This window comes from Stenotrophomonas sp. YJH_SMC_33 (assembly GCF_059372295.1).
This window is the reverse complement of record NZ_JCAFVJ010000003.1, coordinates 33,223-48,452: the sequence shown is the minus strand read 5'-3', so window position 1 is coordinate 48,452 and position 15,230 is coordinate 33,223. Positions and strand designations below refer to the sequence as shown.

General features: G+C 67.5%; 11 protein-coding genes and 1 tRNA gene. 4 read left to right on the top strand and 8 right to left on the bottom strand.

Going from position 1 to position 15,230, the window contains the following annotated elements; translation table 11 throughout:
* Positions 1-32: 32 nt before the first annotated feature.
* The 3 genes from AC5P9W_RS06895 to AC5P9W_RS06885 are packed head-to-tail and all read right to left on the bottom strand — an operon-like array spanning position 33 to position 6,006.
* Positions 33-3,887 carry a YhdP family protein gene (locus AC5P9W_RS06895; RefSeq protein WP_495218992.1) on the bottom strand — a complete coding sequence of 1,285 codons (3,855 nt, stop codon included), beginning with the start codon at positions 3,885-3,887 and terminating at the stop codon, positions 33-35.
* Positions 3,888-3,917: 30 nt separating this feature from the next.
* Entirely contained in the window at positions 3,918-5,405 is a 1,488-nt protein-coding gene (gene rng / locus AC5P9W_RS06890; RefSeq protein WP_019662105.1) for a ribonuclease G, read from the bottom strand.
* Entirely contained in the window at positions 5,398-6,006 is a 609-nt protein-coding gene (locus AC5P9W_RS06885; protein ID WP_021204306.1) for a Maf family nucleotide pyrophosphatase, read from the bottom strand. The genes rng and AC5P9W_RS06885 overlap by 8 nt, the downstream gene beginning before the upstream one ends.
* A 130-nt stretch (positions 6,007-6,136) precedes the next feature.
* Between AC5P9W_RS06885 and AC5P9W_RS06880 the strand changes: the two genes are divergently transcribed.
* The 4 genes from AC5P9W_RS06880 to AC5P9W_RS06865 all read left to right on the top strand — a co-directional run bounded on the left by AC5P9W_RS06880 (position 6,137) and on the right by AC5P9W_RS06865 (position 12,313).
* Positions 6,137-6,874, top strand: coding sequence for an SIMPL domain-containing protein (locus AC5P9W_RS06880; RefSeq protein ID WP_021204307.1), 738 nt, complete (start codon positions 6,137-6,139; stop codon positions 6,872-6,874).
* Positions 6,875-7,091: 217 nt separating this feature from the next.
* On the top strand, positions 7,092-7,742 hold the full coding sequence (locus AC5P9W_RS06875) for an energy transducer TonB (RefSeq protein WP_111099030.1): 651 nt from the start codon (positions 7,092-7,094) through the stop codon (positions 7,740-7,742).
* A 191-nt stretch (positions 7,743-7,933) separates the two neighbouring features.
* Positions 7,934-10,762 (top strand): TonB-dependent receptor, encoded by a 2,829-nt coding sequence (locus AC5P9W_RS06870; RefSeq protein ID WP_111099029.1) that lies wholly within the window; start codon positions 7,934-7,936, stop codon positions 10,760-10,762.
* 129 nt (positions 10,763-10,891) lie between these two features.
* A complete protein-coding gene (locus AC5P9W_RS06865) occupies positions 10,892-12,313 on the top strand; it encodes a basic amino acid/polyamine antiporter (RefSeq protein ID WP_058982163.1) in 1,422 nt (473 codons plus the stop codon).
* Between the two features lie 99 nt (positions 12,314-12,412).
* Here AC5P9W_RS06865 and AC5P9W_RS06860 read toward each other — a convergent pair.
* From AC5P9W_RS06860 to holA, 5 genes are all read right to left on the bottom strand, one after another.
* Positions 12,413-12,489 (bottom strand) — tRNA-Asn (locus AC5P9W_RS06860).
* A gap of 22 nt (positions 12,490-12,511) precedes the next feature.
* Positions 12,512-12,982 (bottom strand): 23S rRNA (pseudouridine(1915)-N(3))-methyltransferase RlmH, encoded by a 471-nt coding sequence (rlmH, locus tag AC5P9W_RS06855; RefSeq protein ID WP_019662111.1) that lies wholly within the window; start codon positions 12,980-12,982, stop codon positions 12,512-12,514.
* Between the two features lie 64 nt (positions 12,983-13,046).
* A complete protein-coding gene (gene rsfS, locus AC5P9W_RS06850; RefSeq protein ID WP_005410536.1) occupies positions 13,047-13,457 on the bottom strand; it encodes a ribosome silencing factor in 411 nt (136 codons plus the stop codon).
* Positions 13,458-13,515: 58 nt separating this feature from the next.
* Entirely contained in the window at positions 13,516-14,181 is a 666-nt protein-coding gene (gene nadD / locus AC5P9W_RS06845) for a nicotinate-nucleotide adenylyltransferase (RefSeq protein WP_019662112.1), read from the bottom strand.
* A 3-nt stretch (positions 14,182-14,184) separates the two neighbouring features.
* Complete coding sequence (holA, locus tag AC5P9W_RS06840; RefSeq protein ID WP_019662113.1) at positions 14,185-15,222, bottom strand: DNA polymerase III subunit delta; 1,038 nt, start codon at positions 15,220-15,222, stop codon at positions 14,185-14,187.
* Between the last annotated feature and the right edge of the window lie 8 nt (positions 15,223-15,230).

Here is a 15,230-nt window from a genome sequence, read left to right as displayed (position 1 = left end):
TCAGGCAAGCCCCGTGAACAGGAAGGCCGCGCTCACCGCGGGCGCGGCAGGCCGGTGACGGTCGGTGGAATGGCCGGCGCCGGTGCCGGCGCGGGTGGTGGAGCCTTGTCGCGGCTGCGTTCGATCACTTCCACCTTGGGCTCCTTCCATGGACCGGTCACCTTGTAGGTACGGGCGCCAATCTCGCCCAACGGCTTGGACAATACCGCATTGGTGGCCGCGCCCAACGCCGCTCCCACCGGGCCACCGGCCACTGCCCCCACCACGGTCAGCAGATTGCCGGCACGCGGGTTGACGTCGATGGTCTGGTCGAACTGCTGGTTGCGCAGGTCGGCCTGGCCGCGGATGGTGATGTTGGCTGCCGGGCCTTCGATCAGCACCTTGTCGGTGCGCGCCATGCCCTGGCCGAACTGCATGCTGCCGTCGATCTGGTTGAACGCGAAGCCCTTGGAGAAGAAGTCGCGGAAGTCGAACATCAGGCGCCGCGGCAGCTGGGTCACGCTGAGCAGGCCCAGCACGCGGCCAGCACCCGGCTCCAGCTCCAGCAGCTGGCCGTTGCGTGCGTGCAGGTCCAGGCGGCCCTGCAGGTTGCCCAGCTGGAAGTCCGACGGCCCCCCGCTCCAGGTGGCCTGCAGCTGGGCCTGGCCGGAGCCACCACGCAGCTGGCCGCCGTAGTCCAGGTTCTGCATCAGTCCGCCCAGATCCTCGCTGCGCACCTGGGCGGTCAGCTCGGTGCGGGCTCCGCCGGCACGGCCCAGCCAGCGACCGCTGATGTCGATCTCCTGGTCCGGCGCGCGGAAGCGCAGCTCGTCCACGTTCAGGCCATTGGCCAACGGTCGTGTGCGCAGCACCGCCTGGCCCAGCACCACCTTGCCGAACTTGAGGTCGGCGATGTCCAGCGCGAACGGCGGCAGCTTGGCCGGGTCCATATCGTTGGCGCCGGCCTGGACCCGGGCCGGTGCGGCCGGTGCATCCGGAGCTGCCGGCAGCGATTGCCAGTGCACACGGTCGAGCTGGCCGCTGATGGTGCCGCCGTCAGCATTGGGGACAGTCAGGCGCCCGGCCAGCGACGGGCCCGCCAGGCGCACGTCCAGCGCCTGCGCGCCCGGATGCAGCTGCAACCGGGTCTGCTCGAAAACGCCACCGATCAGCTTCAATTGACCGACCTGCACGTCCACCGCACGCAGCGGCATCGTGTTGTCATCGCTGCCGCCCCGCGCCAGGCCGATCCACTCCAATGCGTCCAAGGTCGGGCTGCGGCCGTTGACGGTCAATCCGCTGGGCGGCGGCTCGCGATCGACATGGTCGCTGCCCAGCGTCACCTGCACGCCGGTCTGGTTGTTGTGGCTGCGCGCGGCCAGCGCCAGGCGCTGGCCGTACGCCACATCGATGCGGCCGGCAGCCATCGGCAGCTGTGCGGCCACGGTGGTCGCCAGCGGCTCGGCAGCCGGTTTGTCCAGCGGCGCCGGCAGATCCAGCCGGGTGCCGACCAGATCGGAGCTCAAGCGCAGCTCGCTGGGCGGCGCAGGAGCACCTGGCGCCACCTTGGGCAGGTTGACCGCGATGGTCCACGGCGAGGTCCCGGTGATGTAGGGCTTGAGCCAGGCCATCTCCGGTGCGCGGTCGATCAGCACGCCGGCGTCAAGCGTGGCCGACAGCTTCGATTCGAAGGCCAGTCTGCTGTCGTGCACGTAGCCACCAGCACGCAGGCTCAGGCGGCCGTCCTGGCCGAGGTGGCGCACCGACAGTTCCTCGGCATCGAAACCGCCATTGCTGTAGCGCGCCTGCCCGTGCATGTTGTCGAAGGCGAGCTGGAAACGCTTGTCGACCAGCTTCACGCCGGCCAGGTCAACCGTCCCCTGCAGATGGCCACCGCCTTCATCGTGGTGCAGCGGTTGCAGCAGATCGAAGGTCACATGCGCCGGGCCCGCTGCGGTGAGGTTGTCCAGGGTATCGCCATAGTCCTTGTGCAGCGGGCTCTGCCGCAGCATGGCCAGCAGTCTGCCGGCCTCGCTCTGTGCATCGGCGCGCACGTACAGTGGCTGCTGCCCGAAATCCTGGATGCCCGCCTCGAACTTCTGCACCGCCACGCCGGCCAGGTCGCCGCGCCCATGCATGTCGAAGCCGGGGCCGATGAAGGCGATATCGGCATCGACCTGGCTCATCAGCGGCCAATCATGCTGGAAGCGGATGTCGCCATTGGTGATGTGGCCGGTGGCCTCGAAGCGGCCATCGTTGTTGTCGAACGGCCAGTCGTCCAGGTCACCGGTGACCAGGCCGACGCCGCCACGTACCTGGCCGCCGGCCAGTGCCATGTCCAGCCAGTCGGTGGCGCCCTTGCTCATCTTGGAGTGGATCCAGAAGCGCTTGGCCGCCGTCATCGGCACGTCGTCCAGCTTGGCGGCCAGCTGCAGCCACGGCCGCGTACCGTCGCCCTGGAACCACACACCGCCGCGCACGTCGGCCGCATAGTCGGTACCTTCCACACGCATCGCCGGCGTCCCGATCCGCCAACCACCGCCCTCGTCGCGCCAGCCCACGATCTGCCCGGCCAGCTGCAGGTCGTGGCGCACGCCGAAGCCGGTGGGCCAATCGAACTGCAGCTGCCGTTGCGGCTGCAGCTGCAGGCTGAAGCCGTTGGCATCGCCTTCGAAACGCCCGCCAAGGCCGCGCAGCCCCGGTGAATTGCCGACGCTTGCAAAGCCCAGCGACTGCAGTTCACCCTGCGCCCACAATGGGCCATCGCGTTCGCCGGCCAGCTGCAACGCGCGCACGTCCAGCTGTGGCCTGGACAGGAACAGCCAGCGACGCAGGCCCGGCTCAAGGCGATCGCTCAGGGCCAGCGCACGCAGCGCGATGCCGGCCTGCACTTCACCGGAACGCACCCGCAGCTGTTTGCCGACCTGCAGCTGCAGGCCATCGAGGCGCTGCTCGCCGTCTTCATTCTTCAGCCGCAGCCGCGGTACCTGCAGCGCCCAGCCCTCGGCCTGGCGCTGCCAGCGCAGGCGGGCCTGCAGTCGCTGCAGCTGCAGCTGCGGCGCCGCCATGCCGGGTATCGGTGCGCCATCGATGCGCACGTCGCGCAGGTCCGAATCCGTGGTCACCGCCACCGGCACGAAATCGCGCAGGGTCAACCACAGGTTGAGTTCGCCCTTGCCCTCGCGCAGGCGCACACCGCCGGCCGCCAACAGCGGAGACCAGGCATGGAAATCGACCGGATCGGCGCCCAGCCAGGCCTCGCCGTTGCCACGCGTGCGGTCCACATCCAGCACCGCAGTCAATGGCAGCGCTTCGGCCTGGGCCCAGGCGCGCACGCCCACGCGCAGGCGATCGCCATTGACCCGCAGGCGCAGGTCGATGCGCGGCAGCGTGGTGTCGATGCCCAACGTCGGCGAGCGCACGCCCAGGCGCCCCCCGATCACCTGCAGCTCGCCCAGCCGGCGCAGCGCATCCAGCGGATCTCCACCGTCGGCGGACTGTGGCAGCCCACGCACCGACCAGCGACCGCTTGCATCCTGCTGCAGATCCAGCGCCAGCCCACGCAGGCGCAACTCGGTCAGCGAACGGCCAGGCAACAGGCCGCTGTACATCGATACCAGCACCTCGGCCTCGCCAATGGCCAGGCCGCGGCCCGCGCCGATATGCAGGCCTTTGAGCTGCAGCAACGGGCCACGACGGGTCCAGGCCGTCTGCAGCTGGTCGAAACGCACCGGCTGGCCGGCACGTTCGCTCAGCCAGGCCGCAATCCTGTCGGGGTGGCGCTCGGCCAGCGGCAGCAGCTGGCTGAGGGTGCCCACCAGCAGTGCCAGCCCGACCAGGCCCACCGCGCAGGCGGCAATGAGATGACGGCGGATCCTTCGCAGTCGCAGGCGCGGCGGCGCGCTCATCGGCCACCGCCGGCCTGCAGCCGGCGAGGATCAGAGCAGAACGACATCGAACTGCTCCTGCAGGTATTGCTCGTCCGCCTGGAAGCGGATGCTCTTGCCGAGGAATTCCTCCAGCTCGGCCACCGCCGCCGATTCCTCGTCGGTGATGCGCGCGACCACCTTGGTCGAGGCGATCACCAGCAGGCGCGCGGCGTCGAACTGGCGCACCGCGCGGGTGATCTCGCGGAAGATCTCGTAGGTCACCGTCTCGGTGGTCTTGATGCTGCCGCGGCCGCTGCACTGCGGGCAGGTTTCCGACAGCTGGCGCTCCAGGCTTTCCACCGTGCGCTTGCGGGTCATCTCCACCAGGCCCAGCGGCGAGAAGTCATAGACTGTTGTCTTGGCATGGTCGCGCGCAAGCGCCTTTTCCAGCGTGCGCAGCACCTGGCGGCGGTGCTCGGCATCATCCATGTCGATGAAGTCGATGATGATGATGCCGCCCAGGTTGCGCAGCCGCAGCTGCCGCGCCACCGCCTGCGCAGCCTCCAGGTTGGTGCGGAACACCGTTTCTTCCAGGTTGCGCTGGCCGAGGAACGAACCGGTATTGACGTCGATGGTGGTCATCGCCTCGGTCTGGTCGATGACCAGGTAGCCACCGGATTTCAACGGCACCTGCTTGTCCAGCGCGCGGCCGATCTCGTCCTCCACCCCGAACATGTCGAAGATCGGGCGATCGCCGGAATACAGCTCCAGCTTCTCGGCCAGCACCGGCATGTACTTGGCGACGAAGGCCTGCAGCTGGCCGAAGGTCTCCTTCGAGTCCACCTTCACCTTGTCCACATCCTTGCGGATCAGGTCGCGCACCGAACGCAGCGGCAGGCTCAGGTCTTCATAGATGATGCTGCACGAGGGCGCTTCGCGGCCACGACGCTCGACCACGTTCCACACGCGCGACAGGTAAGCGATGTCCTCGGCGATGGCCTCGGCCGGCTGGCCTTCGGCGTTGGTGCGCACGATGTAGCCGTAGCCGCCGTGCTGCGCCGACAGCTCGGTCACCAGCGCCTTCAGTCGGGCGCGCTCGGCTTCGTCCTCGATGCGCGCCGACACGCCCACCACCTTGGACTGCGGCAGCAGCACCATGTAGCGCGAGGGAATGCTGATCTGCGTGGTCAGGCGTGCGCCCTTGGTGCCGATCGGGTCCTTCACCACCTGCACGACGATGTCCTGGCCGTCACGCAGCAGCTCGACAATCGGCACGCTGGCCGGCGGCGGCAGGGTGGTGTTCTCGGTATCGGCACTGGCCACCGGCGCCGGCCGCACCACGTCATTGGCGTGCAGGAACGCGGCGCGCTCCAGCCCGACTTCGACGAAGGCGGCCTGCATGCCGGGCATGACCCGCTGCACCTTGCCCTTGTAGATGTTGCCGACCACACCCCGGCGCCAGCCACGCTCGATGTGCAGTTCCTGCAGCATGCCATTTTCGATCACCGCGACCCGGGTCTCGCGCGGGGTCACGTTGACCAGGATTTCCTCAGACATCTGCAGCCTCCCTGGCGGCATCGGCGGTGGGGGCCGGCACGCCGCAGCGCGCCAGCAAACGATCGGTGTGCAGCAACGGCAGCCCCATGACGCCGGAGTAGCTGCCGGACAGGTGCTCGATCCAGCGCTCGGCCCCGCCCTGGATGGCGTAGGCACCGGCTTTGTCCAGCGGTTCGCCGGTGGCGACATAGGCGGCGATGTCGGCAGCGTCGATCGGGGCGAAGGTCACTTCGGAAATGACCAGTTCGCTGTCCAGCCCGTCCGCGCCGACCACCACTACGGCCGTCATCACCTGGTGGGTACGCCCGGCAAGACGCGCCAGCATCCCCCGGGCATCGGCAGCGTCGGCGGGCTTTCCAAACACCTCGCCATGCAGCACCACCTCGGTGTCCGAACCAAGCACCCGCGCCTGCGGGTCATTGGCCAGCACCCGGGCCAGGCCGGCGCGCGCCTTGTCGGCGGCGACCCGGCAGACGTACTGTTCGGCGCTTTCAGCGGGCGCACGCTGCTCGACGACCTCCAGATCCAATGCCTGGAAGGGGCGTCCGAGTCGGGCCAGCAGCTGGTTGCGTCGGGGGGAGCGGGAAGCTAGGTAGAGCATCGGCACAGCATAACCTGAGGCCGCCACCTGAATCGTCGGCAACCCGTCCCGGAACGCGTTCAACCCCGAACGGACTCACAACGCGTTCATCGCTACGACACCACCCTCAACGGCACAACAAGGAGATCCCATGCGCCTGACTGCCACCCCGCTGCTGCTCGCCCTGTCCCTCGCCCTTGGAACCTCGATGACCGCCCATGCCGCTCCGTCCTCGCCATCGATCGCCGCACCGGCCGAGGGCACGCTGCTGAACATCTCGGCCAATGCCGAGGCCACCCGCGTGCCTGACGTGGCCACGCTGTCGGCCGGCGTGGTGAGCCAGGCTGCCGATGGCAACAGCGCCATGCGCCAGAACGCCCAGCAGATGGACAAGGTGCTGGCCGCGATCAAGGCCGCCGGCATCGCCGAGCGCGACGTGCAGACCAGCGGCGTCAGCCTCAACCCGCAGTACCGCTACGCCGACAACGAAGCGCCGAAGATCACCGGTTACCAGGCCAGCAACACGGTCAGCCTCAAGGTGCGCGACATCGCCAAGCTCGGCAAGGTGCTGGACGCGCTGGCCGCGCAGGGCGCCAACCAGATCAACGGCCCGAGCTTCGAGATCGACCAGCCGGAACCAGTGTATGACGAAGCCCGCCTGGCTGCGCTGAAGAAGGCCCAGGCCCGCGCCCAGACCTATGCCAAGTCACTGGGCCTGCAGGTGCGCCGCATCGTCAGCATCTCCGAGAACAGCAATGGCGGTTTCCGCCCGATGCCGATGATGCGCACCATGGCGGCCGGTGCGGCGATGGACAAGGCCACCCCGGTCGCGCCGGGTGAATCCACCGTATCGGTCAACCTGGACGTGGTGTTCGAACTGGGTCGCTGAGCCGTTGGTCATTGCCGACAGAGGCGGGTTCCCCAGGGGACCCGCCCTTTTTTCGTGCATTCCGACGGCAGTGGCTGAAGGCCAGCCCAACACGGGTGCCCCTGCCTCTATGCAGTGGTCGCCCGGGCGCGCTACTGATGCACTGCCAGCCGCGTGCGGCAACCCCGCCACGGGCCCTGGTGCGTTGAGGACTTCGTCACTGGCATGGAGGTGGACCATGGTTCGTACGTATCCCGTTGCATCCCTGCACTTCGACCCCGCCCGCGTTGCCGCCTGGAGCGCGGCGATCGCCCTGCACCTGCTGGCCTTCCTGTTGCTGCTCATCCCTGCGACCTACCAGGCCGTGCAGGCCCCGCGTGAAAAGACCACGGTCAGGCTGATCGAGAAGATCCCGCCAACGCCGCCGCCCCCGGTGCTGGAACCGCCCAGGGAGGTCGCCCGGGTCGTACCGAAGCCACAGACGCAGCCGGCCGCGCCGCCGCTTCCAGCTCCTACCGCAACCGTGGAAGAAGCCCAGGGCATCGCGCTGCCGGCCGCCGAACCGGCCCCGCCCCAGCTTGCACCGAGCATCGATGCCTCCGCACCACTGGCCGGCGCCCAGCTGCAGTACCGCAGCGCCCCGCCGCCGGCCTATCCGCTGGCGGCATTGCGCAACCGCGAACAGGGCACTGTGCTGTTGCGGGTAGAGGTGGACACCCGCGGGCAGCCGACGGGGGTCAGCATCGAGCGCAGCAGCGGTTCGCGCAGCCTGGACCAGGCCGCGCGCCTGCAGGTGCTCCGGCACTGGCGCTTCGAGCCGGCCCAGCGTGATGGCGTGGCGGTACCGGCCATCGGCATGGTGCCGGTGCAGTTCTCGCTGCCGGAGTGAAGTGATCGCCGGCCCGGCCACCTGCCGGGCCGGCGCTTCCCTGCACGTGCCAACGGACGGAACCGGATCAACCGTTACCGATTAAGCAAAAATTCACGACTTCGTCACCTACCGGAAACCTAGATTGATCCGTCCCGGAATCTTCCGGAGACAGCCCTCAACGCTACGGTTTTCCAGTTAGGAGAGAAGCTGTGAAACACCTGATCCAACGGCCCGCCAGCCGCCGCCGCAGCACTCTGGCATCGTCCATCACCCATATCCTTACCGGCAGCACCCTGTTGCTGGTTGGCGCCGCGGCTTCCACCTCCGCCTTCGCGCAGGATAAGGCCACCAACCTGGACCGCATCACGGTCACCGGTTCGAACATTCCGCGCACCAACACTGAAACGCCGTCGCCGGTGCAGGTAGTAACCCGCCAGGAAATCGACCGCACCGGCAAGACCACGGTTGCCGAATACCTGCAGACCCTGACCGCTGATGGCTCCGGCTCCATCCCCAAGACCTTCGGCAACGGCTTTGCCGGTGGTGGCGCCGGCATTTCGCTGCGCGGCCTGGGCGCGGGCTCGACCCTGGTCCTGTTGAACGGCCGCCGCATGGCCACCTACGGCCTGGCCGACGACGGCCAGAAGGTCTTCACCGACCTGAGCACCATTCCGCTCGATGCCGTCGAGCGCGTGGAAGTGCTCAAGGACGGCGCCTCGGCAATCTATGGCTCCGATGCCATCGCCGGCGTGGTCAACATCATCCTGCGCAGCGACTTCCAGGGCGCCATCCTGCGTGGCTCCTATGGCCTGTCCGGTGACAGCGATGGCGACGCGAAAAAGGCGACCCTGACCGCCGGCACCGGCGACCTGGCCACTGACGGCTGGAATGCCTTCTTCAGCCTGGACGTCGGCAAGACCGACGCGATCAAGATCAGCGATCGCAAGAACCGCAAGTGGATCGGCACCGGCGACATCCGTCCTTGGGGCTATGGCAACAATGCCCAGTTCCTCGGCGGCGCCTACCTCAATGGCCGCACCAGCGGAGGCGTCGGTCCGAATGGCTCGGTGTATGACGACCGCAATGTCACAGCGACCAATCCCGCAAGGCTCGTGCCACTGCCCGGCTGCCAAGGCCTGACCACCATCCCGGGCCAGACCGACGCGTCGGTGGCGGCCCAGGGCTGCCTGTGGGATCCGGCGCAGCAGTTCCGTGATCTCACGCCTGAAGAGAAGTACGTCAACGTGTTCGGCCGCGCCAGCTTCGCCTTCGGCGAAGGCGGCGAGGTCTACACCGAGATCGGCTACTCGAAGAAGGAAACGATCTTCAGCAACACACCGTCCGGCGTCTCCGGCAGCTGGGGCTATCCCCTTGGCCCGCGCAATGCCAGCAGCGGCCCGGGCGCCGTGGTGCTGTCGCCGACCCATCCCGACAATCCGATCCAGGGCCAGGCCTCGCGCCTGCGCTACTCGGCCTGGGATGTCGGCCCGCGCGTGACCAACAACACCAATGAGTTCAACCGCTTCCTGGTCGGCGTCAAGGGCAACTGGGGTGACTGGAGCTACGACACCGCCTACCTGCACTCCGGTACCGATCTGGTGAACAAGCGCACCGGGTTCCTGCGCTACAGCGCTGTACAGTGCGCGCTGGGCAACCCGAACTGTGCCGGCGGCGTGTGGCGTATTGGCGACAATGCCAACCTCAACTCGCAGGCGCTGTACGACTACATCTCGCCGACCATCAGCGCACGCGCCAAGTCCAGCCTGGACATGTTCGACTTCACCGTGTCGCGCAGCCTGATGGACCTGAAAGGTGGTCCGCTGGGCCTGGCAATCGGTACCGAGTGGCGCAAGACCAGCAACAGCCTGACCCCGCAGACTTACACCGACCAGGGTGACATCATTGGCCTGGGCTATTCGGCCTATGACGGTACGCAGAATGTCTACGCCGGCTACGTCGAACTGTCGGCACCGGTGCTGGAGCAACTGGAACTTTCCGGCGCGCTGCGTTACGACAAGTACGAAAGCGGCGAAGGCAAGGCCACGCCGAAGCTGGGCATCAAGTGGACCCCAGCCGACTGGATCGCCCTGCGTGCCAGCTACGCCGAAGGCTTCCGCGCCCCCAACCCGGCCGAGAACGGCGATGGTGGCCTGGCCGCCTTCTCCAACGCCCGCGATCCGGTGCGCTGCGCCGTCAGCCCGCCGGCCGATGTCGGCACCAACTGCAGCTCGCGCCCGGTCGCGATCATCACCCGCCCCAACAAGGACCTGAAGCCGGAAGAGTCCAAGAGCTACTCGGTGGGCATCGTGCTGCAGCCGACCTCCACCACTTCGATGACCGTGGATGCCTGGCAGATCAAGCGCACCAACGAAATCGCCCAAGGCTCCACGGCCGATGCCATCGCCGCCGGCAACGTGCTGCGTGACATCGACCTGATCAACGGCATCGCTGGCACCGGCAGCATCCTGGCGGTCAACACCGCGTACATCAATGCGGCATCCACGCGCGTGCGCGGTATCGATACCGATATCCGCCAGACCTTCGATATCGGCCCGGGCCAGCTGGAAATGGACCTGCAGTGGAGCCATGTGCTGAAGTACGAGCGCACCGACTCCGACGAGACCTTCGACTATGCAGGCACCCACGGCAACTGCGACGTGACCAACTGCATCGGTACGCCAAAGGATCGGATCAACTTCGGTACCACCTGGCGTCAGGGGCCGTGGAGCGTGAGCGGCGTCGCCAACTACATCTCCAAGATGGACAACAAGGATTTCCGTGGTCCGGACGGTTCGTACCAGTTCTCCTACGCCGACGGTACCGACGTCACCAAGATCTCCTCGTTCACCACCTTCGATCTGTCCGGCCGCTGGAACATCACCGAAGCCTTCGAACTGAACGCCTCGGTGCAGAACGTGTTCGATCGCATTGCTCCGCTCGATCCGACCACCTACGGTGGCGTGAACTACAACCCGCTGCACTTCAGCGGCGCCATCGGTCGCTACTTCACCGTCGGCGCCAAGTACACCTTCAAGTAATACCGTTCAACGCATCAACTTCGGAGGCCCGGGCAGCAGCCCGGGCCTTCGTCGTTGCACGCCTTGCATGCACGTTCACGGGCACGTGGCTACCGTGTGCAAGCGGCACTACCGCCGCAGGGGATCACCATGGCCACGACATCGCAACGCCTGGGCCTGCCCGCGTTGACTGCACTGGTAGTTGGCTCGATGGTAGGCGCCGGCATCTTCTCATTGCCGCAGAACGTGGCGCGCAGCGCCGGGCCGGCCGCCGCGCTGATCGGCTGGGCGGTCAGTGGCGCCGGCATGCTGATGCTGGCCTTCGTGTTCCAGGCCCTGGCCAACCGCCGGCCGGATCTTGATACCGGCATCTACGCATACGCGCGTGAGGGCTTCGGCAACTACATCGGGTTCTCTGCGGCCTGGGGCTACTGGGTCGCCTCGGTGCTTGGCAATGCCAGCTTCTTCGTGCTGATCTTCAGCGGCCTCGGCCATTTCCTGCCAGTGTTCGGCGAAGGCAACACGCCTGCCGCCGTGGCGGCGTCGTCAGTGCTGCTGTGGACCGTGCACCTGCTGGTGCTGCGTGGCCTGCGTACGGCGGCCATTGTCAATGGCCTGGTGACGGTGGCCAAGCTGCTGCCGATCACGCTGTTCCTGATCCTGGCAGCAGGTGCGTTCCGCATGGAGGTGTTCCGTGCCGATTTCCTTGGCACGCCCGCGCTCGGCGATCTCGGCCAGCAGCTGCGCGGCATGATGCTGGTGACCGTGTGGGTATTCATCGGCATCGAGGGCGCCAGCATCTATTCACGGCGTGCGGCGCGCCGCGCCGACGTTGGCCGCGCCACGGTGATCGGTTTCCTGGGGGTCTGGCTGCTGCTGGTGCTGGTCAGCCTGCTGTCGATGGGCGTGCTGTCGCAGGCCGAACTGGCCGGGCTGCCCAATCCGTCGATGGCCTATGTGCTGCGCGCCATCGTCGGCGAATGGGGCGCGACGGTAATCATCATCGGTTCGATCATCTCCGTCCTCGGTGCATTGCTGGCCTGGGTGCTGCTGTGCGCCGAAGTGCTCTATGCCGCTGCGGGCGACGGCACCATGCCCGCCTTCCTCGGCCGCGAGAACGCGCGTGGTGTGCCGGCCAATGCACTGTGGTTGAGCAATGGCCTGATCCAGTTGTTCCTGCTGCTGGTGCTGGTCAGTTCGGGCAGCTACACCGGGCTGGTGCTGCTCGCTGCGTCGATGAGCCTGGTGCCCTACTTCCTGTCCACGGCATTCGGCGTGCAGCTGGCCTGGCGCGGGCAGGCCTACGCCGATGAGCCCAGTGTGCGCTGGCGTGATTTCGCGGTTGCGCTGCTGGCCAGTGCGTACGCGCTGTGGCTGGTGTATGCCGGCGGCCTCGACAACCTGCTGTTGTCGGTGTTGCTGTACGTGCCCGGCGTGGTGCTGTTCGCACTGGCCCGGCGCCAGCGCGGCGAGCTGGTATTCACGCGTTGGGAATGGGTGCTGTTCGGCGCGATCCTGGCGGTGGCGATCGCCACGCTGGTCGCGTTCTGGAAGGGCCTGATTACGCTGTAGCGCCGAGCCCATGCCCGGCTTCGAGGATGCAGCCGAGCATGGCCTCGGTTCTACAACACGAAAAAAAAACCTGCATCTTGCGATGCAGGTTTCTCAAGGTGGCGCCCGAAGTTGGACTCGAACCAACGACCCCCTGATTAACAGTCAAGTGCTCTAACCGGCTGAGCTATTCGGGCAGACGACTAGTATAACCATTCTTCACGCGCGATGGTAGGGGTGATTGGCGATCATTGCGGCAGCCCGATACAGCTGCTCGGCCACCACCAGCCGCACCAGCATGTGCGGCAGCGTCAATGGTCCAATCGACCACTTCTCATCGGCCAACGCGGATACTTCCGGCGAATGCCCTTCCGGGCCACCGATCAGGAACGCCAGGTCCCTGCCCTGCCCGCGCCAATGCTCCAGGCGTTGTGCCAGCTGTTCGGAGCTGAGCTGGCGGCCCGGCACATCCAGCGCCACCACATAAGCGTTCTTCGGCAGCGCAGCGATTACCCGCCTGCCTTCATCCTCCGTGGCGCGGCGCGGATCGCGGCCCTTGCCGCGCAGGCCAGGCTCGATTTCGACCAGCTCGAACGGCAGCCAGTGCGACAGCCGCTTCTGGTACTCGGCGAAGCCCTGCGCGACCCAGCTGGGGGCGCGTTCACCGGTGGCGATCAGGCGGGCTTTCATCAGCGGTCCTCCAAAACGTCGACGGCGCCATCGGCGCCGTCGAAGGGATGCATCATCGTGTGGCTCAGGCCACTTCGTCGTCGCTGGACGGCGGCTGGTCGCCGACGGTCCACAGGCGCTCGAGGGCGTAGAACTCACGCACGCGCGGCAGCATCACGTGGACGATCACGTCGCCCAGGTCGACCAGCACCCACTCGGCCTCGCGCTCGCCTTCCACGCCCAGTGGCATCACGTCCAGGTTCTTGGCGAAGCGCACGACTTCATCGGCAATCGACTTGACGTGGCGGGTCGAGGTGCCCGAAACGACGATCATGTAATCGGCAACGCTGGACCGGCCGCGCACGTCGATCTCGACCAGGTCCTTGGCCTTCAGGTCTTCGGTGGCTTGGCGGACGCTGGCCAGCAGTTCCGGCACGGACGGCGGCGGGCTGGGAAGATCGACCTTGATGGTCTGGGGCTGGGTCTGGTTGCTCAAAGTGGATCGACTCGATAAACGTGGGGGCGATTATACGGGGATGGCGCGGCCGCGCCATTCACGCCGTGGCCGGGCGGTACAGCCCGTGTGCAGCGACATAGTCGGCCACGGCCGGTGGCAGCAGTGCGCGCCAGGGGCCGCCAGCGGCAATCTGCGAGCGCACGGCGCTGGCTGATTCCTCGCGCAGCGGGTGGTGCAGGCGCAGGACGCGCCCGGCCGGGCTGGCGAACAGGGCCTGCTCATTGTCGGCCCAGCGCCCTTGCAGGGCACGCCCCAGCTCGCCATCGATCGACGCCTGCAACGGACTGCCCGGCCGTTCGGCCACCACGAAGTGGGCCAGGTCGAACAGGGCCTCCCATTCGTGCCAGCCGGACAGGCCCAGCAGGCTGTCGGCGCCCACCAGCCAGGCCAGCGGCCGGCTCGGGCCCAGCTCGCCACGCAGCTCGCGCAGGGTGTCGACGGTGTACGACGGACGACCGGGGCAGCGGGCGGCACGATCCAGTTCGCGGCGGTCCAACAACAGCCCCGGCTCGTCGCCGATGGCCAGCGACAACATCGTGCAGCGCTGCTCAGCGGTGGCACCGGGCACCGCGCGGTGCGGCGGATCGGCGGCCGGCAGCAGGCGCACGGCGACCTGCAGTTCATCACGGGCCGCACGCGCGATCGCCAGGTGCCCCAGGTGCACCGGATCGAAGGTGCCCCCGTAATAGATCCGCAGGCTCATTGCTCAGGCCCGCGCCAACAGGCGCACGGCACGCGGTTCGGCCACCACCACCAGCAGGCGCTCCAGCGCCAGCCAGGCATCACCCTCGGCGCGGCCCTTGGCGATGCGGTCAACCAGCCCGGCTTCGGCCACGAAGCGTTCCCAACGCTTGCTTTCCGGATGCCGCTGCAGCGCGCGCTTGTACGGGGCCTGCCGCGATTCCCAGATACCGCGCGATTTCATTTCAGCCGCCAGGTTGCCGCCACGGGCCTGCACCCGGGCCAGGCCAGCGCCCGCCAGCAGCTCGCGGATCACCATCGGCATCAGCGCAGCCACCGCCTCGCCCTCGCCGCGCAGTCCGGCCAGCATGCGCAGCACCGCCGGCGGTTGGCCGGAAAAGGCCGCTTCCACCAGCCGGAACACGTCATAGCGGGCGGCATCGGCCACCAGCGACTCCATGCGCTCCACGTCCAGCGGCTGGCCATCGGCCAGCAACGCCAGCTTGTCGATTTCCTGGGCAGCAGCCAGCAGATTGCCTTCCACCCGCTCGGCCAGGCGCTGCACGGCGGCAGGATCGGCACGCAGTCCCTTGCCACGCAGGCGGCGCTCGATCCAGTCCGGCAATTCATGCGGCTTGACCGCCCAGGCCACCGACAGCACGCCGATGCGGTTGATCGCTTCGGCCCACTTGCCCTGGTGGGCCTTGCTCCATTCACTTGCGGTGATCATCAGCACCACGTCCGGCGCCGGGTTGGCACAGAACTGGCTGATCACTTCGGCCCCGTCCTTGCCAGGCTTGCCGCTGGGCAGGCGCACCTCAACCAGGCGGCGGGCACTGAACAGGCTGGGCGCGTTGAAGCTGGCGTCGAGCTGGTTCCAGTCGAAATCACGGCCATCGGCGTCGAACACTTCACGTTCGCCGATGCCGGCGGCGCGTGCGCGTGCGCGGATGGCGTCAGCTGCCTCCAGCACACGCAGGGTTTCCGGGCCGGCAATCAGGTAGACCGGCGCCAGCGCGGTATCAGCGCCCTGGCTGGCCAGCTGCTCCGGACGCAGTTCCATGGCCGCGG

What these genes read in the sequence shown, in the direction of transcription:
- AC5P9W_RS06885 (WP_021204306.1), bottom strand. Translation starts at nt 6,006, where the DNA reads ATGCTCTACCTAGCTTCCCGCTCCCCCCGACGCAACCAGCTGCTGGCC.
- holA (WP_019662113.1), bottom strand. Translation starts at nt 15,222, where the DNA reads ATGGAACTGCGTCCGGAGCAGCTGGCCAGCCAGGGCGCTGATACCGCG.
- AC5P9W_RS06865 (WP_058982163.1), top strand. Translation starts at nt 10,892, where the DNA reads ATGGCCACGACATCGCAACGCCTGGGCCTGCCCGCGTTGACTGCACTG.
- rng (WP_019662105.1), bottom strand. Translation starts at nt 5,405, where the DNA reads ATGTCTGAGGAAATCCTGGTCAACGTGACCCCGCGCGAGACCCGGGTC.
- AC5P9W_RS06880 (WP_021204307.1), top strand. Translation starts at nt 6,137, where the DNA reads ATGCGCCTGACTGCCACCCCGCTGCTGCTCGCCCTGTCCCTCGCCCTT.
- nadD (WP_019662112.1), bottom strand. Translation starts at nt 14,181, where the DNA reads ATGAGCCTGCGGATCTATTACGGGGGCACCTTCGATCCGGTGCACCTG.
- AC5P9W_RS06875 (WP_111099030.1), top strand. Translation starts at nt 7,092, where the DNA reads ATGGTTCGTACGTATCCCGTTGCATCCCTGCACTTCGACCCCGCCCGC.
- rlmH (WP_019662111.1), bottom strand. Translation starts at nt 12,982, where the DNA reads ATGAAAGCCCGCCTGATCGCCACCGGTGAACGCGCCCCCAGCTGGGTC.
- AC5P9W_RS06895 (WP_495218992.1), bottom strand. Translation starts at nt 3,887, where the DNA reads ATGAGCGCGCCGCCGCGCCTGCGACTGCGAAGGATCCGCCGTCATCTC.